We start from the raw sequence: 21995 nt of genomic DNA on the forward strand, positions 1-21995 counted from the left end.
ACCACAGGTCGCACAAGCCGCAGGGACAGTAACGTGCGCCACCGGTACCACGGAAGACCGCGTACGCGCCGGGAGGCGTACGCCCTCATCACCCGGCCGGACCAGCCAAGTGGGTTGACATCGTTGTCGGTTGAGGCGGTAGAGTCATGAGCACGACGACTGACAACGATGTCGCTCGCCATCTCGCCGCACAAGCCACGCGGTTCCAGGTCATTTCCCTCCGGACAGGCAGCCCACCCCCCTCGCCTGCCCGGCTCGCGGACCCGGTGCGTATGCCACCGGGTCCGCCCAGAGCGCGCGGCCGTGTTCCCGTGCCCGGCGCAGCACCAGCCCCCCGGCGATCGAGCCCGGGGCGCGGCAAGTCCTTCGCCGCCCTGCCCCGCTTCCCCGATCAGGTCGGTGACGCCCGGTGCACCGTGCGGCCCCGGCCGGCGGCGGCCCCGCCCTCCGGGCGAGTGGCGGCATTCGCACGGACGGGACTTCGTGGCGCCGCGGAGTGGGTACCCGGCTGTTCTCGCCGGCCGCCGCCCGAGGAGGCCGGCGAGCCGCTCGGCCTCCTCGGGCGACGAGGCTGCCGGAGCGGCCGGCCCCGGCTTCGGTGGCAGGCCGCCCTTGACATGAGTCCACTCAAGTTTTATCCCGATTGATAGGCAATTCGGTTCGGAACGCGCAGCTCGCGGTGGGTGGGGAGGTGACCCGCACAGTGGAGCTGGACCTGTACGCGGTGCTCGGTGTGGCGCCCTCCGCCACGGCCGAGGTGATCACCTCCGCCTTCCGCCGCAGGGCGTGGGAGCTACGGCCGGACACCCGGGTGGACGCGGTCGCCGCGGCCCGGTTCGACGAGGTGCGTACGGCCTACGAGACGCTCCGGGACCCGGTGCGGCGCGCGGCCTACGACCGGGCGTACGAGCGGTCGTCCCGGCGGCGGCACCACGTCCCGTCCGGCGCCGCCGCGTCGAGCCCGCTGTCCCGCCTCCGGTACCTCCTGGTGCCGGGCGGCACGGCTCCCGGGCCACCGCTGCGCGCGGGACCGGTGCACTGGGAACCCGGTGAGCGGCCGTAGGGCACGGGCCGACGAGGAAGAGGGAGCACGCAGATGGCGCGTCCGGTCGGAATCGATCTCGGTACGACGAACTCGGTGGTCTCCGTCCTGGAGGGCGGCGAGCCCACCGTCATCACCAACACGGAGGGTGCGCGGACCACGCCGTCGGTCGTCGCGTTCGCCAAGAACGGCGAGGTGCTGGTCGGCGAGGTCGCCAAGCGGCAGGCCGTGACGAACGTGGAGCGCACCGCGCGCTCCGTCAAGCGGCACATGGGGGACCATGCGTGGCGGTTCCCCGACCAGGGGGACGTCGACGGCAAGCGGTACACCGCGCAGGAGATCTCCGCGCGCGTGCTGCAGAAGCTGAAGCGGGACGCGGAGGCGTACCTCGGCGAGGACGTCACCGACGCGGTGATCACCGTGCCCGCGTACTTCGACGACGCCCAGCGTCAGGCGACCAAGGAGGCCGGTGAGATCGCGGGCCTGAACGTCCTGCGGATCATCAACGAGCCGACGGCGGCGGCGCTGGCGTACGGGCTGGACAAGGAGAACGACCAGACGGTCCTCGTCTTCGACCTGGGCGGCGGCACCTTCGACGTGTCGCTGCTGGAGATGGGCGAGGGCGTGATCGAGGTGAAGGCCACCAACGGCGACACGCGTCTCGGCGGCGACGACTGGGACCAGCGGGTCGTGGACCACCTGGTCACGCAGTTCAGGAACAACTACGGCGTGGACCTGGGCAAGGACAAGATGGCCGTGCAGCGGCTGCGGGAGGCGGCGGAGCGGGCGAAGATCGAGCTGTCGTCGTCCAGTGAGACCTCGATCAACCTGCCGTACATCACCGCGTCCGCGGAGGGGCCGCTGCACCTGGACGAGAAGCTCACCCGGGCCCAGTTCCAGCAGCTGACCGCGGATCTGCTGGAGCGCTGCAAGGCGCCGTTCCACAACGCGATCAAGGACGCCGGGATCAAGGTGTCCGACATCGACCACGTGGTCCTGGTGGGCGGTTCGACGCGGATGCCGGCCGTGACCGAGCTGGTGAAGGAGCTGACCGGCAAGGAGCCGCACAAGGGCGTGAACCCGGACGAGGTGGTGGCCGTCGGCGCCTCGCTCCAGGCCGGTGTGCTCAAGGGCGAGGTCAAGGACGTCCTGCTCCTCGACGTCACCCCGCTGTCCCTCGGCATCGAGACCAAGGGCGGCATCATGACCAAGCTCATCGAGCGGAACACGACGATCCCGACCCGGCGTGCGGAGATCTTCACGACGGCCGAGGACAACCAGCCGTCGGTGACCGTGCAGGTCTACCAGGGCGAGCGGGAGATCGCCGCGTACAACAAGAAGCTCGGCATGTTCGAGCTGAGCGGCATCGCGCCCGCCCCGCGCGGGGTGCCGCAGGTCGAGGTGGCCTTCGACATCGACGCCAACGGCATCATGCACGTCTCGGCGAAGGACCTCGGCACCGGCAAGGAGCAGAAGATGACCGTCACCGGCGGTTCGGCGCTGCCCCGCGACGACATCGACCGGATGGTCCGGGAAGCGGAGCAGCACGCGGAGGAGGACCGCAACCGGCGGGAGGCGGCGGAGACGCGGAACCAGGCCGAGCAGCTCGTCTACTCCACCGAGAAGCTGATCAGGGAGAACGGCGACAAGATCCCGGCGGACGCGAAGTCCGAGACGGAGACCGCGCTGGCCGAGCTGAAGGAGAAGCTGAAGTCGGAGGACACGGCGGCGATCCGGCAGGCCCTGGACCATGCCGCGCAGGCCGCGCAGAAGATCGGTACGGCGCTGTACGAGCGGTCGCGCAGCGAGCAGGCCGGGCAGAGCGGGCAGGCGGCCCAGGACGGCCGGACCGGTGCGGGTGCCGGTGCCGGTGGTACGGCGGGCTCCGGCGGGGACGACGAGGTGGTGGACGCCGAGATCGTCGACGACGACAAGCCGGAGGCGGGCTGACGATGGACGGGGCGCGGACGCGGAGCTCGGACGAGGCGGAGCGCCTGCTGCGGGAGCGCACCGCCGATCTCCAGCGGGTGAAGGCGGAGTACGACAATTACCGCAAGCGGGTGCGGCGGGACCGCATGGCCGTGCGGGAGATCGCCGTCGCCAACGTGCTGACGGCTCTCCTGCCGGTGGTGGACGCCGTGGACCGGGCGTGCGCGCACGAGCCGCTGACCCCCGGCCTGAAGGACATCGCCGACACGCTGCGCAATCAGCTGGGTTCGCTGGGGCTGCAGACGTTCGGGGAGGAGGGCGAGCCGTTCGACCCGGCGTGCCACGAGGCGATCGCGCACCACGCGGCGCCGGGCGCGCGGCGGCTGGTCTGCGCGGAGATCCTGCACCCCGGCTACCGCATCGGCGACCGCCTCCTGCGCCCCGCCCGGGTGACGGTGACGGGACCGCCGTGAGGCCGGGCGGGAGCCTTGAACAAGCAACGGTGACCGCGGCGGCCCCGGGGAGCGGAGGCCGCCCGGGGACCGGGAGGCGGGGCGCGGTCCCGGGGGGCGGAGGGCGACGCGGCCGTCGGGCGGCGGGGGCGGATCCGCCGTAACCGGCCGGCCGGACGCACCCGGCCCGGCCGGCAGCCCACGGACCGGCGTCCGCTCCCGCGCAGACCGGGCGGGCCGAGGCGCCGTGGCCGCCGGCCCGAGCCCGGACCGGCCGACGGCCCCGCGACCGCCGCAGCGCCGGCAGACGGACCCGCCGCGGCCAGGCGTGCCCGCACGCCGTCCGGCCAACGGGGCACGGCCTCGCGGCGGCCTCCGTGACCTCTGGGTGACCTCTGGGCCACCGCGACCGCCCGTCCCGGCGTCCGGCCCGGCTGACAGACCGAAGGACCGCCACGCTCCCTCCCCCACCGCCCCGGTCCGACGGACCCCGGACCACCGCAGCCAGGCGCGCCCGCCCGCCACCGGCCAACGGCTCGCGGCCTACGCGCCCGCGCCGGCGCCCGACCGGTCGGTGACCTCTGGGCGACCGCGACCGCCGACGACCAGCTTCCGATCCCGCTGACAGACCGAAGCACCGCCACACCCGTCCCACACGGACCCGGTCCAGAAGACCCCCCGGACCGCCCGCCCGCACCCCGTCCCGCCAACGGCTCGCGGCCTACGCGCCCGCGCCCGACCCCCCAGCATCCGACCCCGCTGACAGGCCGAAGGACCGCCACACCCGTCCCCCACGGACCCGGCCCCGAAGACCCCAGGACCACCGCAGCCAGGGCCCGCCCGCACCCCGTCCGGCCAGTGTCGCCAGACGCGGGTGAGGCGCCGTATTCGTCGCCCACGGACCCGAGTCCGGTCGGCAGGCCGGAGATCGGACCTGTCCATCTCATGGACGGACCATAGCCATCCGGCGGAGCGCGGTGCTACAAATGCCGCATGTCGGACGCACTCGTCCGATTCAGGCGCCTCTCATGGCGCACTGTGATCGGCAAGAGCCCACGCAGCGTCGCCGGACAGGTCTTCCTGCTCCAGGTGGCGCTGGTGGTACTGCTCGTGCTCTGCGCCGTCGTCGCTCTCGTACTGCAGTCGAAACGGGACACCAGCACGGAGGCCAAGCGGCGGTCCATAGCCGTCGCGCAGACCTTCGCCCACGCCCCGGGCCTGCTGCGCGCCCTGCAGAGCCCCGACCCGTCCCGTGTCCTCCAGCCGCTGACCGAGGCGGGACGCAGATCGGCGGGCGTGGACTTCATCGTGGTCATGGACACCCACGGCATCCGCTACACCCACCCCCTACCCGACCGGATCGGCGAGCGGTTCGTGGGCACCATAGGGCCGTCGCTGGCCGGGAAGGTCTACACCGAGAGCGTCCAGGGCCCACTGGGCCACGAGGTCCAGGCCACCGTGCCCGTGGACGACGCCCACGGCAAGGTCGTCGCCCTCGTCTCCGCCGGGCTGAAGGTCAAGCACGTCACCAGCGAGCTGGACCGGCAGCTGCCGATCATCCTCGGCGCCGGGGGCGGCGCGCTCCTGGTCTCGACCGGCGGCACGGCCCTGGTCGGCCGCAGGCTGCGGCGGCAGACCCACGGCCTGGGCCCGGACGAGATGACCCGGATGTACGAGCACCACGACGCGGTCCTGCACTCGGTGCGCGAGGGCGTCCTCATCATCGGCGCCGACGGCCGGCTGCTGCTCGCCAACGACGAGGCGCGGCGCCTGCTGGAGCTGCCCCCCGACGCCGAGGGGCGCACGGTGCGGGAGCTTCCGGAACTCGACCCGGCGACGGTGGAGCTGCTCGCCTCCGGGCGCGAGGCCAGCGACGAGGTGCACTTCGCCAAGGGCCGCCTCCTGGCGGTCAACCAGCGGCCCACGGAGTACGCGGGCGGCCCCCGCGGCACCGTCGTGACGCTCCGCGACTCCACCGAGCTCCAGGCGGTGTCCGGCCGGGCCGAGGCCGCCCGCGAGCGGCTGGAGCTGCTGTACGACGCGGGGCTGTGCATCGGCAGCACCCTGGACGTGGTCCGCACGGCCGACGAACTCGCGCGGGTCGCCGTCCCCCGGTTCGCCGACTTCGTCACCGTCGACCTGGCCGACGCCGTCCTGCACGGCGAGGAACCGGCGCCGACGGCGCAGGACATCCGCCGGGTCGTCGTGAGCGGCATCCAGGACGACCACCCTCTCTACGAGCTGGGCCGGCTGATCGACTTCCTGCCCTCCACCCCGCAGGCGCGCGGCTACGGCGCCGGACGCGCGGAGCTGGTGACCGACCTGTCGCAGGCCGAGGGCTGGCAGGCGCAGGACCCCGAGCGGACCCGGCGGGTCCTGGACTACGGCATCCACTCGCTCATCGCCGCCCCCATCCGGGCACGCGGTGTCGTCCTGGGCATGGCCAACTTCTGGCGGTCCAAGCGGGAGCCCTTCGACGCGGAGGAGCTGGCCCTGGCGGAGGAGCTGGTGACCCGGGCCGCGGTCAGCATCGACAACGCCCGCCGGTACACGCGCGAGCACGCCCTCGCCGTCACCCTGCAGCGCAGTCTGCTGCCCCGGGCCCTGCCCGAGCAGAGCGCCCTCGAGGTCGGTTACCGCTATCTGCCGGCGCAGTCCGGGGTGAGCGGGGACTGGTTCGACGTGATCCCGCTGTCGGGCAGCCGGGTGGCGCTGGCCGTCGGCGACGTGGTCGGACACGGTCTGCACGCCGCCGCAACGATGGGCCGGCTGCGGACCGCGGTGCACAACTTCTCCACGCTCGACCTGCCGCCCGACGAGCTGCTCCAGCACGTGGACGACCTGGTCGGCCGCCTCGACCAGGACGAGCCCTGCCCGGAGAAGTCCGGCGAGATCGTCGGTGCAACCTGCCTGTACGCGATCTACGACCCGGTGACGCGCCGCTGTGTGATGGCCCGGGCCGGGCACCTCGCGCCCGCGCTGGTCCATCCCGACGGCAGTGTCACCTACCCCGACGTGCCGGCCGGGCCTCCGCTGGGCCTGGGCGGCCTGCCGTTCCAGACGGCCGAGCTGGAGCTGGCCGAGGGCAGCCAGCTCGTCCTGTACACCGACGGTCTGATCGAGGACCGCAGGCGTGACCTGGACGAGGGCATGGAGCTGCTGCGCCGGGCGCTGGCGGGTCACCCCGGCCGGTCGCCGGAGGAGAGCTGCAAGGCGGTGCTGGAGCAACTGCTGCCCGAGCGTCCCGGCGACGACGTCGCCCTGCTCGTCGCGCGCACCCGGGCCCTGCCGGCCGACCGGGTCGCCGACTGGGACGTGCCGCGCGACCCGGCCGCCGTGTCGGGGATGCGCGGGGCGGTCTCGGCCAAGCTGGCCGAGTGGGGACTGTCCGATCTGGAGTTCGGGACGGAGCTCGTGCTGAGCGAGCTGATCACCAACGCCATCCGGTACGGCTCCGACCCGATCCATGTACGACTCATCCACGACCGCACGCTGATCTGCGAGGTGGCCGACGGCAGCAGCACCTCACCGCATCTGCGGTACGCGGCGACGACCGACGAGGGCGGCCGGGGCCTGTTCCTGGTCTCGCAGCTCGCCGAGCGCTGGGGCACCCGCTACACACCCCAGGGCAAGGTGATCTGGGCGGAGCTGGCGGCGCCGGATCCCACCCGGCTGTTCGGGGACTTCGCGCACCTCGAAGATTTCGAGGACCTCGGGGACCTGGGAGACCTCGGGGACCTCGAGGACTGACGGTTCAGCCCGCCCCGGGCCGGGGCCCCGCAGGCGGCGCGACCCGCCTGGGGCCGGCCCACCGGCCCGTACACGCCGACACGCACGCCGGCCGGCCGTGTCACCGCCCGCCCCGCCCCCTGACGAGGCGCACGAGGACGCGAGAGGGTGCGGCACGGGTGCAGCCCCGCCACAGCGGCCAGGGCACGGCGAGGGCCGTGCCCCCGGCACCGGGGACACGGCCCTGGACGGCTGTGCCGATTACCTGCGGATCAGGCTGCGCAGCACGCCGTTCGTCACCCGGGCGCGGCTCCCGACGTGAGTACTGCCTCCCAGACGGTGGCGGGGGTGGCGAAGGTGCCCGGGCGCAGCAGGTGGTCCGGCATCGGTTGTCCGTAGGTGTCCTCGATCCTGACCAGCAGTTCCATGATGGCCATCGAAGTGAGGCCCGCGTTGAGCAGATCGAGGTCCGGATCGAGCGGGCCCTCGGGGAGACCGGCGGGCAGCACGGCTCGCAGCAGGTCGTCGAGGCGTTCGTCCCTCGGTGTCATGGGAGCTCCTTAAGAGTTGGCCGGTGCCGCGTGACTTCGTCGAAGGTCATCACCAGGCCGGCCCGCCCCCGTCGGCGTGACGGGAGACCAGGTCCAGCAGGTTGGTGTGAAAGGAGGTCAGGAAGGCACGCGTCCGCTCCACGAGCGGCTCGCGCGGGTCTCCTTCTCCCGTCTCGTCGCCCGTCCCGGTCGAGTCCCGCAGGGTGCACCACAGTTCCTGGGAGCGGCCGACCCGGAAGTAGAAAGGGAAGCCGTTGTCGCGGCCCTCGGCGCCGGTCGTGATCGACCAGTCGTCCGGGGGGGCCTGGAGGGCCGTCGCCTCTTCCTTCGCCTCTTCCTTCTCCCCGCCGGCCCCCATGTCCTCCATGTAGTTGAAGAAGTAGCGGAAGCCGCGGCCCGTCGCGTCGTAGCCGTACGCGCGGCGGATCCCGTCCAGGGCATCCACGTCGAATGCCGCGTTGCGGTAGGCCCTGATCGACTCCCAGTGCAGGCGTTGGGCGCAGTCGCTGAAGGTCTCGTCCGGGTCGAGTTCGACGAGCAGCGGTGTCAGTTGGTCCAGCGAGCTGACGAGGCGTCGGCTGCGCCCGTCCACCCGGTTGCCCGCGATGAGACCGAGCAGGATGCGGCGTTCCCCGGTCGTCTCGGCGAGCGTCCGGAGAAAGACCGTGAGTACCGCGGTATGTTCCGAGACGCGGGCGGTGGTGGCGAGGGCGCGGACGGCGTGGGCGGCGGGGCGGGAGCGCAGGGTGCCCCAGCGCAGGGGGGCCGGGGTCCGGCTCTCCGGCAGTGCGGGGGGCGCTGCGTCGGCGGCGCGTCGCCAGTGGGCCACGGCCGAGGCGGTGCGGGCGGCCCACAGGTCCGAGCGCTGTTCACGGGCCAGGCCGGCGCAGTCGGGGGCGGGTTCGCCCAGGTCCTTGCCCGCGAGCAGGGAGTCCAGTTCGGTGCGCAGCAGATCGATGGCGGCGCCGTCGGCGGCGAGGTGATGGATGCAGAGGAGGAGGCGGACCGGTCGGCTGTGCCGGGTGACGATCAGGGGACGCCAGGGCGCGTCACGGCCGATGTCGAAGCGGCGGCCGGAGAGGCGTGCGCCTAGTTCGTCGAGCCAGGCGCTCTCGGTGTCGGACCCGCTCACCGCGTCGGCGCCACCAGCTCCATCGGCGCCCCCGGCGGCGTCGGCTCCGTCGGGGAGTTCCGCCTGCTCCGCCGTGACGCCGGTGGCCGGGCGGACCACCTGCTCGATTCCCCGGGGGCCCGAGCGCACGTAGCAGGTGCGCAACGAGGCGTGGCGTTCGACCAGTCGGGAGAGGGCGCGGTTCACCTCCTCGGTGGTGTGCCCGTCCGGAAGTCCCCAGCTCCAGAGCAGGTTGGCGTTGTGCTGCCGGTCCTCGGTGAGATGTTCGATCGACCTCCACACCGACAACTGGCCGTACGTCAGCGGGAGAAAAGGAGTCCGCGACATTTCGCATTCCCTTTCTGAACGGCCACTGGGTGCGGATCGCATCGGTCCGCACCCAGTGGATTTATTGCGTTTCCTGCTCCTGCTCTGTTCCTGAGTCAGTAGCGGGAGATTCAGGAGTTGATGGAGTTGATCGCGGAGTTGATGTCCATGTCGTACACCTCCCCTGTGCGCCGATTCCGGGTGGGCGACGACGAATCTAGCTTCGGCTCCGGTGGTGAACCAGTGTGCAAGTTGCACACCAGGGAGGGGTGTTCATCCGTGTGTGGTGCGCGGTTGGACGGCAAGGTGTTCCGTGACCGGGCGGGACGGATCGGCGGTTACTCCGCGCACCATCGCGGTGTAGTCGCGTACGAGTTTTTCGACCCACTCCGTGGAGAACCGGCGCCGGTCGAACCAGACCACCCCGTCGACGTCCGCCGTCCCGGGCATGAGCGCGAACTCCAGGTCGAACCGGCTGCCGATGCCCCCCGGCGGCGGCACCTGCGTCACCTCCAGCCCCTCCAGCGCCAATTGGTACTCCGGCCCGGCGGCGACCTGGAACAGGATGTTCTCCAGGCCGGCGGCCCGCTCACCGGCGTTCTGCGGCACCAGGTGGTACGGCACCTCCTGGTGCATGAGCGCGTCGAAGACCATGTCCTGGGCGGCGTCGAGGATCTCGTCGAAGGCGGGCCGCTCGGACATCCGCAGCCGCAGCACCAGGAGGTTGGCCAGGAAGCCGACGGTGCCGGCCAGTTCGGGGCGGGCCCGGTTGGCGAACATCGAGGCGAAGCCGAAGTCGCGGTCTCCGGTCTGGGTGTGCAGGACGGCGGCGAAGACCGCGAGCGCGGCCGTGAAGAGGGTGACGCGACGGCTGCGGCACAGCGCGTCGAGCCCGGCCGCGGCGTCCTTGTCGAGCCGGAAGTGGGCGGTCCCCGGCAGCTGGCCGGTGGCCGTGCGGTGGGCGGGGGCGCCGGGCAGCGTGGGTGCCGGGGTGCCCGCCAGTCGCTCGCGCCAGAACGCCTGGTGGTGGGCGAGCCGTTCACCTGAGAGCCGTTTTTCCTGCCAGGCGCAGAAGTCCGAGTACTGCCAGGCGGTCGGCTCCGGTACGGGCGCCGCTCCTCCCCCGGGCTGGTACAACTCGCCGAGTTCACGCGAGAGTACGCCGCCGGACCAGCCGTCGGTGGAGAGGTGATGGATGTTGAGGAGCAGCAGGGCGTCGTCGTCCGCGCGCTGCCACAGGGTCGCCGCCAGCGGAGAGACGGACAGGTCGAGCCGGGTACGGGCATGTTCACGCAGCTCCGTGTCGAGGAGCCCGGGCTCCTCGGGGGCCGGGCGGCGCTCCAGCCGTACCGGCGCGGGCGGGACGGGGCGCCGGGTGAGCCGGCGGCGGGAGATCTGGTAGTGGGTGCGCAGGGCCTCGTGGCGTACGACGAGCCCGTCGAGCGCCGCCTGCAGGGCACCGGTGTCCAGCGGGCCGCGCAGGCGGTAGAAGACCGGCACGTTCAGGGGAGTGTCGGCACCCCGGTAGTGCTCCCACAGGCCCAGCAGCCGTTGGCCTACCGAGGCGTCCAGGACGTCGTCGCCGCTCATCCCGCGTCCTCCGTCCCGGCAGCCGTGGACAGCCTGCGCCGGACGGTGGCCGGCCGCAGGTCGGTCCAGATCCGCTCGATGCGCGCGAGGCACTCCTCCTCGGTGCCGACCGGGCCCTCCTGCCGCCAGCCGGCGGGCAGTTCCCTGTTCCGCGGCCATACGGAATACCGTCCTTCGTGGTTGACCACGGTCAGGAAGGAGCCGCCTTGGAGCTGGGCGAGCACATACTCCTCGACGTCGCTCACCCGCCGGATCGTCATCGCGCTCTCCTGGTCGATGGGCGGGAGGTCGAACTCGTCCTCCAGGGCGAACGCCATCTCCAGAAGAGCCAGGGAATGGTAAGCGAGTTGATCGATGAGTTCGGGGTCCGGCAGATCGCTGCCCGGTGATTCGGGGGCCATCTCGTAGACGATTCCCCTGATCTTCTTCCTGATCGATTCCTCGTACGCGTCTTCCATCGATTCGTCCATCGTTTCGTCTGTCGATTCGTGCATCGATTCACCTCTGTGGTCCGCCGGGCTTGTGTGCCGGTCGCCGAGATGATGCGGGAATGCGCGGGCGCCTGACCAGACTTCCCAGGAGCGGTGCCCGGGGCAATGATTTCGCTGTTCACGACGTCGGCGAAAAGGAGTTCCGGTGCTCAACTTGGCCGAGGCACTGTGGCGTTGGTGCCAGCAGGGACGCGACTTCGCGGTCGCCACCGTGGTGTCCGTGACCGGCAGCGCACCGGCGCAGCCGGGTTCCGGTATGGCGGTCGACGGGCGTGGCGAGGTCATCGGGACCGTCTCGACGGCGTGCGTCGAGGCGTCCGTCCACGAACTGTGCCGGCAGGCGCTCGCCGACGGCCGGCCGCTGCGGGCCCGGTTCGGCTCGGACACCCCGGATCCCTTCGCGGTGGTGCCGTTGTGCGGCGGCTCTCTCGACGTGCTCGTCACACCGGTGCCGGCCGGTGCGGCGGACCGGCCGGTGTACGAGGAGGCGCTGCGCCGCGCGGCGGCCGGCGAGGCCGTCACGCTGATCCGGCCCGTGGACGGGATGCCCGACGGCACGCCGGCTCCCGGGGTTCTGCTGGTACGGGGCGATGGCGGCCGTGTCGGTGAACTCCCGCACGCCGCCGGGACGTTCGCGGACGCGGTGGCGGACCGGCCCCGCCTGATCGTGTTCGGCAGCGGCTCCCCGGCGCCCGCCCTGGTGCGGATGGCGGCCCTGCTCGGATACCGGACCACCGTGTGCGACGCCCGGCCGGTGTTCACGACGCCCGAGCGGTTCCCGGAGGCCGACGAGGTCGTGGTCGACTGGCCGCACCGGTACCTGGAGCGGACGCCCACCGACCACCGCACGGTGCTGTGCGTGCTGACGCACGACGCAAAGTTCGAGGTCCCGCTGCTGGAGGCGGCCACCCGGCTGCCGGTCGCCTACGTCGGCGTGATGGGGTCGCGGTCCACCCACGCGTCCCGGCTGGCGCAGCTGCGCGAGGCCGGGGTGCCCGAGGAGCGGCTGGCGGCCCTGCGTGCGCCGGTCGGGCTCGACCTCGGCGGCCGTACCCCCGAGGAGACCGCGCTGTCGGTCCTGGCCGAGGTCGTCGCCGAGCGGTACGGCGGCACCGGGCTGCCATTGACCGGACTGCGCGGGCCGGTGCACGCGGAGACGGCGGGCCGAGTGACCGCCGGCGTGGGCCACTTGGCGGGGGCGACGTCATGACGTACGAGAACATGCGCGGGAAGACGCACACGAACACGCCGTACGACGTGATCGTGGTCGGCGCCCGTTGTACCGGGGCGCCCCTGGCCATGCTGCTGGCCCGTGCCGGGCATCGGGTGCTGGTGCTCGACGGGGCGGTGTTCCCCAGCGACACCCTGTCCACACACTGGGTGCTGGCGCCCGGCGTCCGGCTGCTGCGGGAGTGGGGGCTGCTGGACGCGGTCGTGGCGAGCGGCTGTCCGCCCGTCGACCGGGTGTGGCTGGACGCCGAGGGGCTGGTGCTGTCCGGTGCGCCGGACACGGTGACCTATGCGCCGCGCCGCTACGTCCTCGACGCGCTGCTGGTGGACGCCGCCCGGGCCGCGGGGGCCGAGGTGCGGGAGGGGGTCGCCGTACGGGATCTGCTGTGGTCCGAGGGCCGGGTGACGGGGGTGACCGGACGAGACGTGCGGGGGCGGCAGGTCTGGTTCGAGGCGCGGATGGTGGTCGGGGCGGACGGCCGTAACTCCACCGTCGCCCGGCGCGCCGTCGCGGAGCCGACCGCCGACCTGGGCGCGCTGGCGGCGACGGCCTACGGATACTGGGCGGACGTACCGGTGTGCGGGGCGGAGATCCGGATCCGGGAGGGGCTCGGCCTGTCCATGTGGCCCACGCACGACGGGCTGACCACGGTCGCCGCGACCCTGCCGAGAAGCGTGTACGGCCGTGGCGGCGCCCGGGAGGCGTTCGCGGGCGCGCTGGCGCGGGTGCCCGAGGTGCGTGACCGGCTGGCGGCCGGACGGGCGGTCGGCGCGGTGCAGGGGGCACAGAACCTGCGCAACTACTTCCGCCGGGCCTGGGGTCCGGGCTGGGCGCTGGCCGGGGACGCCGGGCACCACAAGGATCCGATCGGCGCCCGGGGGATCTCGGACGCGTTCACGGACGCGGCCGGCCTGTTCCGTGCCCTGGACGACGTGCTCACCGGCCGGCTCCCGGAGGAGCGCGCGCTGGAGCGGTTCCGGGCGCGGCGGGACACCGGACGCGCGGCGGCGTTCGCGTTCGTGTGCCGGCAGGCCGAACTCGGCCCACTGGACGGCCCGTTCCTCGCCCGGCTGAAGGAGGCGGCCGGTGATCCGGTCGCCACGCGCGAGCTGCTCGGCGTCTTCACCGGCGAGCAGCGGCTGGAGAGGTACCTGTCCGGCGCCCGCGACTCGGGCGCGGTGAGCGCCGGATGAGCGGGCGGAACCTCCTAGGCTGGCTCGCCGACCCCGACCCGCGCCACGGCCTCCGGTTCCTGAGCGCCTCAGGCAGCTGGGAACGGGTCTCCTATCCGACACTGGCCGCGCTCGCTCTCGGCACGGCCGAACGCCTGCGGGCGGACGGCGTGTCGCCGGGGGACGTGGTCGGGCTGACGGCCGACGCCGGGCCCGGCTTCCTCACCGGGTTCTACGGGATCCTCGCGGCCGGAGCCGTCCCGGCGCCCCTCGCTCCGCCGGCTCTGTTCGAGCGGGGCGAGCTCGCCCGGGACCGGTTGCACGGGCAGCTGCTCGCGTCCGGGGCCGTGCGGGTGGTGGCGGACCCGTGCTGGGCGGAAGTGCTGCGACCGCTGGTACCGGTCGTCGGGACGTCCCTGGAAACCGGCTCCGCTTCCTCGACGCCGCCGCGGTGTCCGCCCTCGCGGGCGCTGGTCCAGTTCACCTCGGGATCGGGCGGCCGGCCCAAGGCGGTGAACGTGCCGCTGGACGCCCTGGAGGCGAACGTCGCGGCCATCCGGGACTGGCTGCGGATGGGCCCCGACGACGCCACCGCGAGCTGGCTGCCGCCGTATCACGACATGGGACTCGTCGGCTGCCTGCTCACACCGGTGACGTACGGCGGCGACCTGTGGGTGATGTCCCCGCGTCAGTTCGTGCGGGACCCGGTCGCCTGGCTGGCCTGCTTCGGCGAGCACGGGGCACGGCTCACGGCCGCGCCGGCCTTCGGTCTCGCGCATGTCGTACGGCGGGTGACGCCAGACCGACTGGCCGGGCGGGGCTGGGATCTGCGGGCCTGGCGGGCCCTGATCACCGGGGCCGAGCGGGTGGACCCGGCGGTGGTGGAGCGTTTCGTCGCCCTGCTGGCACCGCACGGCTTCCCCGCCCACGCCGTGCTGCCCGCCTACGGGCTGGCGGAGGCGACGCTCGCGGTGACCGGTGTACCGCCGGGGCGCGGGCTGCGCGTGCGCCGGGTCGACCGGCACACCCTGGTCGGCGGACGGCGGGTCGGCCCCGCGCCCGCCGCGTCCGACGACCGGGCGCTCGACCTGGTGGGCTGCGGCGTACCGCTCGTCGCGTCGAGCACCGTCCGGGTGGTGGACGCGACGGGCCGACCCCTGCCCGACGACCACGTCGGCGAGATCACCGTCACCGGGCCCGCCCTGGCGTCCGGTTACCTGTCGTCCGGCGAGCCGGGCCATGAGGACGGCGACGGCACCGGCGTCTTCGGCGACGGGGTGCTGCGCACCGGCGACCTCGGTTTCCGCTCGGAGGGCGAGCTGTTCGTGCTCGGCCGGCTCGGAGACGCCGTCAAATGCCGGGGACGGGTCGTCCTCGCCGAGGACGTGGAGGGCGCCCTCGCCGGCGTGCCCGAACTCGCCGGCGCCCGTCCCGTCGTACTGCTCGGGGTCCGCCACGGCGTCCCCACCGCGCTCGTGGTCGCCGAGCGGCGGCCCGGCCCGTGGTGCGCGGCGGCTGTCGAAGCGGTACGGCGCCGGGGCGAGGGGCTGGACGTCCGGGTGGTCACCGGAGGGACCGGCACCGTCCTGCGCACGACCAGTGGAAAGCCGCGTCGGCGGGCCATGTGGGAGGCGACCGCGGAGAGGGCCTGTGCCGATGACCGGTGACCGTTCGCCGCACTCGCACCTGCACGCGCCGGTGCACGCGCTCACCCTCGACGCCGAGGTGCGCACCGTCCTGAGCTGGTGCTACGACCAGCCGGCCGACCGCATCGGCGCCCTCTACGAGGCGGCGAAGTCGGCCCAGTGGAACGCGACCGAGGACATCGACTGGTCACTGGAGGTGCCTTACGGCGCCCCGCTGCCGGCCCCGTCGGCGCACTCGCTCGCGACCTTCCGTGCCTCGCCGCTGCGGGAGCGCGGGATCGCCGCGTGGGACGCGTTCCGCTGGGAGTTGCAGGCGTGGATGATCGGCCAGTTCCTGCACGGCGAGCAGGCGGCCATGGTCTCCGCCGCGCGGCTGGTGGAGGTGCTGCCCGATGTGCGGGCCAAGCTGTACGCGGCGAGCCAGGCCGTCGACGAGGCGCGGCACACCGAGGCGTTCGCCCGGTACACGGCGGAGCACCTGCCCGATCCCTACCCCATCTCCCCCGCGCTCCAGGAGCTGTTCGAGGACGGGCTGCGGGCGCGGGAGTGGGACGTGACCGCGCTGGCCGTCCAGTGCCTGGTCGAGCCGGTCGCGCTGGCCGGGTTCCGGATGGCGGGCGGCACCTTCCACGACGACCTGATCAGACAGATCGTGACGAAGGTAGCCCGCGACGAGGCGCGGCACGTCTCCTACGGCGTCCTGCTGCTCAAGGACGTGATCCCGGAGCTGACGGACGCGGAACGGGCGCACCGGGAGGAGTTCGTGCTGGAGTCGCTCGCGCTGCTACGGCGCCGGTTCCTGCTGGTGGAGGTCTGGGAGCGGATGGGCGTGGACGCGCAGACCGGGGCCGCCTTCACGGCACAGGACCCCGGTCTGACCGCATACCGCCAGGCCCTGTTCTCGCGTGTGGTGCCGCTGCTCGGGCACATCGGGCTGCTGACCCCGCGGGTGGTGCACGGCATGGAGGATCTCGGCCTGCTCGACCGGGCTGCCCTGCGCACCGTACGGCGGGCCGGGCACCAGGGCCCGGCCCGGCCCTCAAAGGGACCCTGACACGGCCCGGTCCCGGGGCGTGGCCGCGCGGATCGCCTCGGCCAGCGCGGCCGGCTCCTCCCGCAGCAGGTTGTGGCCGCCGGGGACCGTCACGAGCCGGAAGCCGGCCGAGGTGAAGTGCTCCCAGGCGGCGATGTCCTCGGTGCGTACGGTCCGTTCGTCCACTCCGACCAGGGCGTGGACCGGCACGGGCAGGACCTGCCCCGAGGGCGGGTGCTCCTCGATGAGCCGGTAGTCGGCGCGCAGCGCCGGTTCCACCAGCGCGGTCAGTTCGCGGTCGGCGAGAAGGTCCGCGGAGAGGTAGCCGTCGGCGGCGACCTGGGCCAGGAAGGCGTCCCGGGGCAGTTTCCAGGCTCCGCCGAGCGGAATGCGGTCGGGGGCCTCGTTGGCGGACACGATCAGGGCGTCCAGCACCGCGGCGGGGAGCCGGCAGGCCGTCTCGTAGGCGATGACGGCGCCCGAGCAGTGCCCGTGGAGCAGGATCCGCCGCCCCTGCGCGTGCAGCAGGACCTGCCGGGCGAGTTCGCCGGCGAGCCGACCGAGGTCGGTCCACGGCTCCTGCGCCGTGAGCCGTTCCCGCCCCGGCAGGCGCACCGCCACCGTGTCGCAGTGGTCGGCCAGCAGCCGGCAGGTCTGCTTCACGGCCGCGGCACCGGCGCCCGCGTGCGGAACGGCATACAGCACCTGTTCATGGCCGCCGCCGGAGGTGATGTCGACGAGCCAGGGATGGTCAGCCACGGTTTTCTCACCCAATTCCGTCGTCGGGGGGAAGTCCAAGAGGCAGAATCGGCCGTCGAGTTCATATGTTCAACCGTGTCGAGCGCGTGGTTGAACGGGTGATCGGGCGTCCGCCGGATTCGTATGTACGCTGCGCAGAACCCGTAGGACCCTCCAGAGACGGCACCGTGAAATTCCGCCACATTCTCTGAGGAGGGCTTTGTGCTGCCCATTCAGAAACTGACCGTCCAGCTGGTCCAGCAGGGCGTCTGGGACATGCCGCTGGAGTCCATGCCACTGGCCTCCGGATATATGAAGGCCATGATCCTCGACGATTCCACCCTGGCCGACCGCGTCTCGGTCTCCATAGCCAACTTCCGCGGCAAGGTGACCCACGGCGAGATGGCGCGCGAACTGTTCGTGGTCGAACTGCCGGACATCCTCGCCTTCTCCGTACTCGGCTGGAACGTCCGGGCCTTCGGCGCGCTGGCGGCCACCTACAAACAGCTCAAGCCCGACGGCTGGGTCGTCTTCGGGGGCACACACGTCAGTAACCAGGCCGACCGGGTCTTCCGGGAGCACCCGGACGTGGACGTCGTCGTCAACGGCGAGGGCGAGATCACGTTCCGGGAGCTCGTACGGGCCCGCGCGGACGGCCGCTCCCGCACCGGACTGGCAGACATCGAGGGGATCTCGTACCGCTCGGACGAGGGCACGACGACGACCACCCCGGACCGGCCGCGCATCGAGGACCTGGACCTCATCCCGTCCCCGTTCCTCACCGGTGCCATCGAGCTCCTCGACGAGAAGGGCGAGTTCCGCTACGACGTCGCCCTCATCGAGACCAACCGCGGCTGCCCCTACAAGTGCTCCTTCTGCTATTGGGGCGGAGCGGTCGGCCAGCGCGTACGGGCGTTCTCGCGGGAGCGGCTGCGGGCCGAGATGGAACTCTTCGCCGGTCTGGGAGTGCACACGCTGGTCGCCTGCGACGCCAACTTCGGGATGCTGCCGATCGACCAGGAGTTCGTGGACGACCTCATCGACATCCGGGAGAGGTTCGGCTATCCGCGGGCTTTCGAGACGTCCTGGGCGAAGAACAAGTCGAAGGTGTTCTTCGAGATCGTGCGCCGTATGAAGGAGGCGGGACTGCGCAGTTCGTTCACGCTCGCCCTGCAGACGCTCAGCACCGAGGCCCTCGACACCATGAACCGGCGCAATATGAAGGTCAATGCGTGGCGGGATCTGGTGGAATGGCTCGGGAAGGAGGGGCTCGACTGTTACGCCGAACTGATCTGGGGCGCCCCGGGCGAGACCGTGCAGTCCTTCCTCGACGGATACGACGAACTCGCCGAGCATGTGTCGAGAATCGCCGTGTACCCGATCATGCTGCTGCCGAACACGGACTACTCCGAGAACAAGGAACTGCACGGAATCGTCTCCCTCAGGGGCGACCACGACGACTTCGAATACGTCCTCGCCCACCGGACCATGTCCTTCGACGACAACGCCCGGATGCAGCGCTTCCTGTTCTGGGCGCGGGTGATGGCGGAGAACGCCGTACTGCGGCACTGCTGGCTGCCGCTGCGGGTGCTGGCCGGCTGGCGGCAGTCACGGGTGCTCGACTCGCTCGCCGACTGGGCCGACACCAGCTCGTGCCCGCAGGCGGCCCCGCTGCGGGAGGCGGCGGCCCGGGCGCACGGCGGCGGTGCCCCCGCCTACGCGACGGCGATCGGCTACCTGTTCACCGACCCGGCCGGCCGCGCGGCGCTGCGGACCTGGTGGGCCGAGGCGGTCAGCCCCGTGCTCCCCGCGGCCCACCGCCCCTTCCTGGACGAGGTCTTCCGCTACGACCTGCTCACCCAACCCGTCTGCCCCGCGGACGGCACGGGCCGCCCGGCCGGCGGCGACCCGGACTTCCCGGACCCGCAGGAACTGCCCGACGGCGACTTCTACGTCCGCCGCAACGTGCTCCTCGACTACGACGTGCCGGCGCTGCTGGCCGAGATGCGGGCCGGCCGACACGTCCACCCGCAGCCCGGTCCGGTGGAGCTGGACGTCTTTTACCGCACCGGCGCGCTGAACGCGGTGCTGTCCACCAACCACGAGGAGATCATGCACTTCATGGGCGAGGAACAGCCCGCGGCCCGGCGCTCGGTGGCCGCGCTGGCCACCGGCTAGCCGGATAGCCGGGCGGCGCGGATCGCGCCGCCCGCGCGGCTCATGCGAAGGCCCCGTACACCGACATGTACGGGGCCTTCCCCATGGTCCGCGGGAGCCGCGCGGTCACAGCAGGCGGGCGAGCGCGTCGCGGTCCACCTTCCCCGTCGGCCCCAGCGGCAGGGCCGGCACGGACAGCAGCCGGGCCGGGACCATGTACGCCGGGAGGCCCCCGGCCAGCTGCTCGCGGACCGTGGCGCTGTCGGGGCCGCCGGGCACCGGGACGTAGAAGCCGGCCAGGGTACGGCCCTCGCCGGTGCCGCCCACCGTCAGCACCTCGGCGGCGCGCACGCCGGGGCACTGGGCCAACGCGGCCCGCACTTCGCCGAGTTCGATGCGGTAGCCGCGCACCTTCACCTGGTCGTCCAGCCGGCCGAGGAACTCGACGTTCCCGTCCGCGAGCCAGCGGGCCCGGTCGCCGGTCCGGTACATGGTCTCGCCCGGGCGCGGCGCCCACGGGTCGGGCCGGAACCGGGCGGCGGTCAGGCGGGGGTCGCCTGCATAGCCGACGGCCACGCAGTCCCCGGCGATGTACAGGTCGCCGGGTTCGCCGAGGGCGCAGGGGTGCAGATCCTCGTCCAGGACGTAGTAGCGCGCGTTCTGCATGGGCCGCCCGTAGGGGATGCTCGGCCAGTCGGGGTCGACCTCGCCCACCGTGAAGTGGTTCGACCACACGGTGCACTCCGTCGCGCCGCCGAGGGCCACCACGGACGCCTGCGGGAAGGCCTCGCGGACCTCGTCCGGGAGCGCCAGCGGCACCCAGTCGCCGCTGAGCAGGACGAGCCGCAGGTCCTCGCGCCCCGAGCCGGTGCCCAGCCGCAGGAACGGCATGACCATGGACAGCGCGGCCGGCGCCGAGTCCCAGACAGTGATCGGCTCGGTCTCCAGGATCTCCACGAGCCGGCCCGGTTCCGCCACCTCGTCGTCGTCGGCCAGCCGCACGGTGCCGCCGGCCGCCAGCACGCCGAACATGTCGTAGACGGACAGGTCGAAGCAGAAGGAGGTGACGAACAACAGCCGGTCCGCCGGACCCACCGCGTGCTCACGGTTCATCCAGTCGACGAGGTTGACGACCGCGCCGTGCCGGACCAGCACCGCCTTGGGCGGGCCGGTGGAGCCCGAGGTGAAGATGGCGTACGCGATGTCGTCGGCGGTGGCCGCCTCGGGCAGCGGCGTCGCCGGACGGTCCGCGACGTCCGCGCCCGTCCACACCCGCAGCCCGGTCCCCGTGCGGTCGTCGACGGGCGCTGCGGCGTCGGCCGGCTCCTCGGACACGTGCAGAACGGCGTCGTACCGGTGCTCCAGCTCACCGGCGAACGCCCCCGCCGGTCGCCGCCGTACCTCCACCGACGCGAACCGGGGCAGCAGTTCGGGCAGCCGCTCCAGCAGCCGGGGCGGCACCCGCAGCCCGGCGTGTTCCTCCACGTCGGGGTCGATGAGGTCGGCGAGGACCAGGGCACCGCCCGGACGCACCAGCCCGGCGAGCGAGTGGAGGGTGCGCAGCAGGTAGCCCATGTCCGGCAGGAACTGGACGGTGCTCGCGAGCACGGCGACGTCGAACGGCCCCTGGACCTTGTCGCCGACCTCGTGCGCGTAGGCGGCCACCCCCTCCACCCGGCTGCCGGCCTGCGCACCGATCCGCACGTTCTTGTCGACGGCGACCGGCGAGGGGTCGGTGGCGACATACCGGCGGGCCGTGGGCGCCACCGCCTCGGTGATCAGCCCGGACCCGCAGCCGACCTCCAGGACGGCCGCGCCGTGCCCGCTCGTGTCGTGCACCAGGCGGGCCACGTGGTCGCGGTAGTCCGCGACGTCCTGCGGGCGGTACGGGCGGTGCGAGCGCCGCAGGTTGAACCCCGCGGCCTCCAGTGGATCGGGCTCTGCGGAGAGGAAGTCGAAGAACGTCTCGACCATCTCCCGGTCCAGCACCGCCTCCCAGCTCTCCCGTGCCTCGATCGCCGGGCAGAGGACATGCCGCAGTGACGGCACCTCCCAGCGCAGCTCCTGCGCCGCCCGCAGCGTCGGCCGGCCGGCGACCAGACAGGCCACGTCCATCCGACGCAGCAGGGAGACCACGCGCCGCCGCGGCCAGGCCGGGTCCAGGGGCACATAGGCGGCGCCCGCCTTGACCACGGCGATCAGCGCGGCCACCGCGAGCGGGGTGCGGTCGCTGTACAGGGCCACATGACTGCCCGGCCCGACACCGAGGTCGGCCAGCAGCCGGGCCATGCGGTCGGTGAGCGCGTCGAGTTGGCCGTGCGTGAGCCCGGCGGTGCCGGTCGCGGTGAGCGCCGGGTGGTCCGGGTCGCGGCGCGCTGCCTCCCGCAGCAGGTCGGGGAGGGTGGCGTCGGTGCGGTAAGGGCGCTGGGTGTCGTTGAAGGAGGCGGGGGGTGTGGTCCGGGTGGGCGCGGTGGAGGTCATCAGCGGTTCTCCCCGTGAGTGGTGTCGGCGAGCACTGCCGCCAGTCCGTTGACCGTGGGGTTGTCGAAGAACAGCCGCAGGGAGAGCCGTCGGCCGGTGGCCGCGCACACGTCGGCCATGATGTGCGCCACGAGCAGCGAGTGCGCGCCGGTGACCAGGAAGAAGTCCTCGTCGTCGGTGAAGTCCGAGTGCTTCAGCGCCCGGGCCCAGGCGTCGCGGACCAGTACGGTGCCGGTGTCGGAGCCGGAGCCGGTGTCGATGCCGGTCTCGGTGTCGGTGTCGGTGTCGGATGCCATGCTCGGTCTCCTGAGCGTT

General features: G+C 72.7%; 16 protein-coding genes. 9 read left to right on the forward strand and 7 right to left on the reverse strand.

Going from position 1 to position 21995, the window contains the following annotated elements; genetic code table 11:
* Positions 1–691 precede the first annotated feature (691 nt).
* The 4 genes from AB0946_RS20070 to AB0946_RS20085 all read left to right on the forward strand — a co-directional run bounded on the left by AB0946_RS20070 (position 692) and on the right by AB0946_RS20085 (position 7173).
* Complete coding sequence (locus tag AB0946_RS20070) at positions 692–1063, forward strand: J domain-containing protein (RefSeq protein ID WP_366761961.1); 372 nt, start codon at positions 692–694, stop codon at positions 1061–1063.
* A gap of 33 nt (positions 1064–1096) precedes the next feature.
* Positions 1097–2992 (forward strand): molecular chaperone DnaK, encoded by a 1896-nt coding sequence (gene dnaK / locus AB0946_RS20075; RefSeq protein WP_366761962.1) that lies wholly within the window; start codon positions 1097–1099, stop codon positions 2990–2992.
* Between the two features lie 2 nt (positions 2993–2994).
* The gene (grpE, locus tag AB0946_RS20080; protein WP_366761963.1) at positions 2995–3444 is read left to right on the forward strand and encodes a nucleotide exchange factor GrpE; all 450 of its coding nucleotides are present in this window, start codon (positions 2995–2997) and stop codon (positions 3442–3444) included.
* Between the two features lie 972 nt (positions 3445–4416).
* Positions 4417–7173: a SpoIIE family protein phosphatase gene (locus AB0946_RS20085; protein WP_366761964.1), complete on the forward strand. Its 2757-nt coding sequence runs from the start codon at positions 4417–4419 to the stop codon at positions 7171–7173.
* A 275-nt stretch (positions 7174–7448) separates the two neighbouring features.
* Here the strand turns inward: AB0946_RS20085 and AB0946_RS20090 are convergent, their stop codons facing one another.
* The 4 genes from AB0946_RS20090 to AB0946_RS20105 form a co-directional block, all read right to left on the reverse strand.
* Complete coding sequence (locus tag AB0946_RS20090) at positions 7449–7703, reverse strand: acyl carrier protein (RefSeq protein ID WP_366761965.1); 255 nt, start codon at positions 7701–7703, stop codon at positions 7449–7451.
* Positions 7704–7752: 49 nt separating this feature from the next.
* Entirely contained in the window at positions 7753–9162 is a 1410-nt protein-coding gene (locus AB0946_RS20095) for a condensation domain-containing protein (RefSeq protein ID WP_366761966.1), read from the reverse strand.
* A 252-nt stretch (positions 9163–9414) separates the two neighbouring features.
* Positions 9415–10731, reverse strand: a complete 1317-nt coding sequence (locus AB0946_RS20100) for a condensation domain-containing protein (protein WP_366761967.1) — start codon at positions 10729–10731, stop codon at positions 9415–9417.
* Complete coding sequence (locus AB0946_RS20105; protein ID WP_366762077.1) at positions 10728–10991, reverse strand: MbtH family NRPS accessory protein; 264 nt, start codon at positions 10989–10991, stop codon at positions 10728–10730. The genes AB0946_RS20100 and AB0946_RS20105 overlap by 4 nt, the downstream gene beginning before the upstream one ends.
* Positions 10992–11367: 376 nt before the next feature.
* Here AB0946_RS20105 and AB0946_RS20110 point away from each other — a divergent pair, with 376 nt between their 5' ends.
* Genes AB0946_RS20110 through AB0946_RS20125 form a run of 4 tightly spaced genes read left to right on the forward strand, consistent with a single transcriptional unit; the run spans position 11368 to position 16325 of the window.
* Positions 11368–12432, forward strand: coding sequence for an XdhC/CoxI family protein (locus AB0946_RS20110; protein WP_366761968.1), 1065 nt, complete (start codon positions 11368–11370; stop codon positions 12430–12432).
* The gene (locus tag AB0946_RS20115; protein WP_366761969.1) at positions 12429–13646 is read left to right on the forward strand and encodes an NAD(P)/FAD-dependent oxidoreductase; all 1218 of its coding nucleotides are present in this window, start codon (positions 12429–12431) and stop codon (positions 13644–13646) included. The genes AB0946_RS20110 and AB0946_RS20115 overlap by 4 nt, the downstream gene beginning before the upstream one ends.
* Positions 13643–15292: an AMP-binding protein gene (locus tag AB0946_RS20120; RefSeq protein ID WP_366761970.1), complete on the forward strand. Its 1650-nt coding sequence runs from the start codon at positions 13643–13645 to the stop codon at positions 15290–15292. The genes AB0946_RS20115 and AB0946_RS20120 overlap by 4 nt, the downstream gene beginning before the upstream one ends.
* The gene (locus AB0946_RS20125) at positions 15282–16325 is read left to right on the forward strand and encodes a ferritin-like domain-containing protein (RefSeq protein ID WP_366761971.1); all 1044 of its coding nucleotides are present in this window, start codon (positions 15282–15284) and stop codon (positions 16323–16325) included. Before AB0946_RS20120 ends, AB0946_RS20125 begins: the two co-directional genes overlap by 11 nt.
* Here the strand turns inward: AB0946_RS20125 and AB0946_RS20130 are convergent.
* Entirely contained in the window at positions 16311–17063 is a 753-nt protein-coding gene (locus tag AB0946_RS20130; RefSeq protein WP_366761972.1) for an alpha/beta fold hydrolase, read from the reverse strand. The two genes, AB0946_RS20125 and AB0946_RS20130, sit on opposite strands and share 15 nt — an antisense overlap.
* A gap of 201 nt (positions 17064–17264) precedes the next feature.
* On the opposite strand from AB0946_RS20130, the gene AB0946_RS20135 reads away from it, so the two are divergent.
* Positions 17265–19220, forward strand: coding sequence for a KedN5 family methylcobalamin-dependent radical SAM C-methyltransferase (locus AB0946_RS20135; RefSeq protein ID WP_366761973.1), 1956 nt, complete (start codon positions 17265–17267; stop codon positions 19218–19220).
* A 105-nt stretch (positions 19221–19325) separates the two neighbouring features.
* Here the strand turns inward: AB0946_RS20135 and AB0946_RS20140 are convergent, their stop codons facing one another.
* A complete protein-coding gene (locus AB0946_RS20140) occupies positions 19326–21680 on the reverse strand; it encodes an amino acid adenylation domain-containing protein (protein ID WP_366761974.1) in 2355 nt (784 codons plus the stop codon).
* Positions 21680–21976, reverse strand: a complete 297-nt coding sequence (locus tag AB0946_RS20145) for a phosphopantetheine-binding protein (protein WP_366761975.1) — start codon at positions 21974–21976, stop codon at positions 21680–21682. The genes AB0946_RS20140 and AB0946_RS20145 overlap by 1 nt, the downstream gene beginning before the upstream one ends.
* Positions 21977–21995 lie beyond the last annotated feature (19 nt).

The organism is Streptomyces sp. NPDC046870, assembly GCF_040704595.1.
Lineage (GTDB): Bacteria > Actinomycetota > Actinomycetes > Streptomycetales > Streptomycetaceae > Streptomyces > Streptomyces argyrophylli.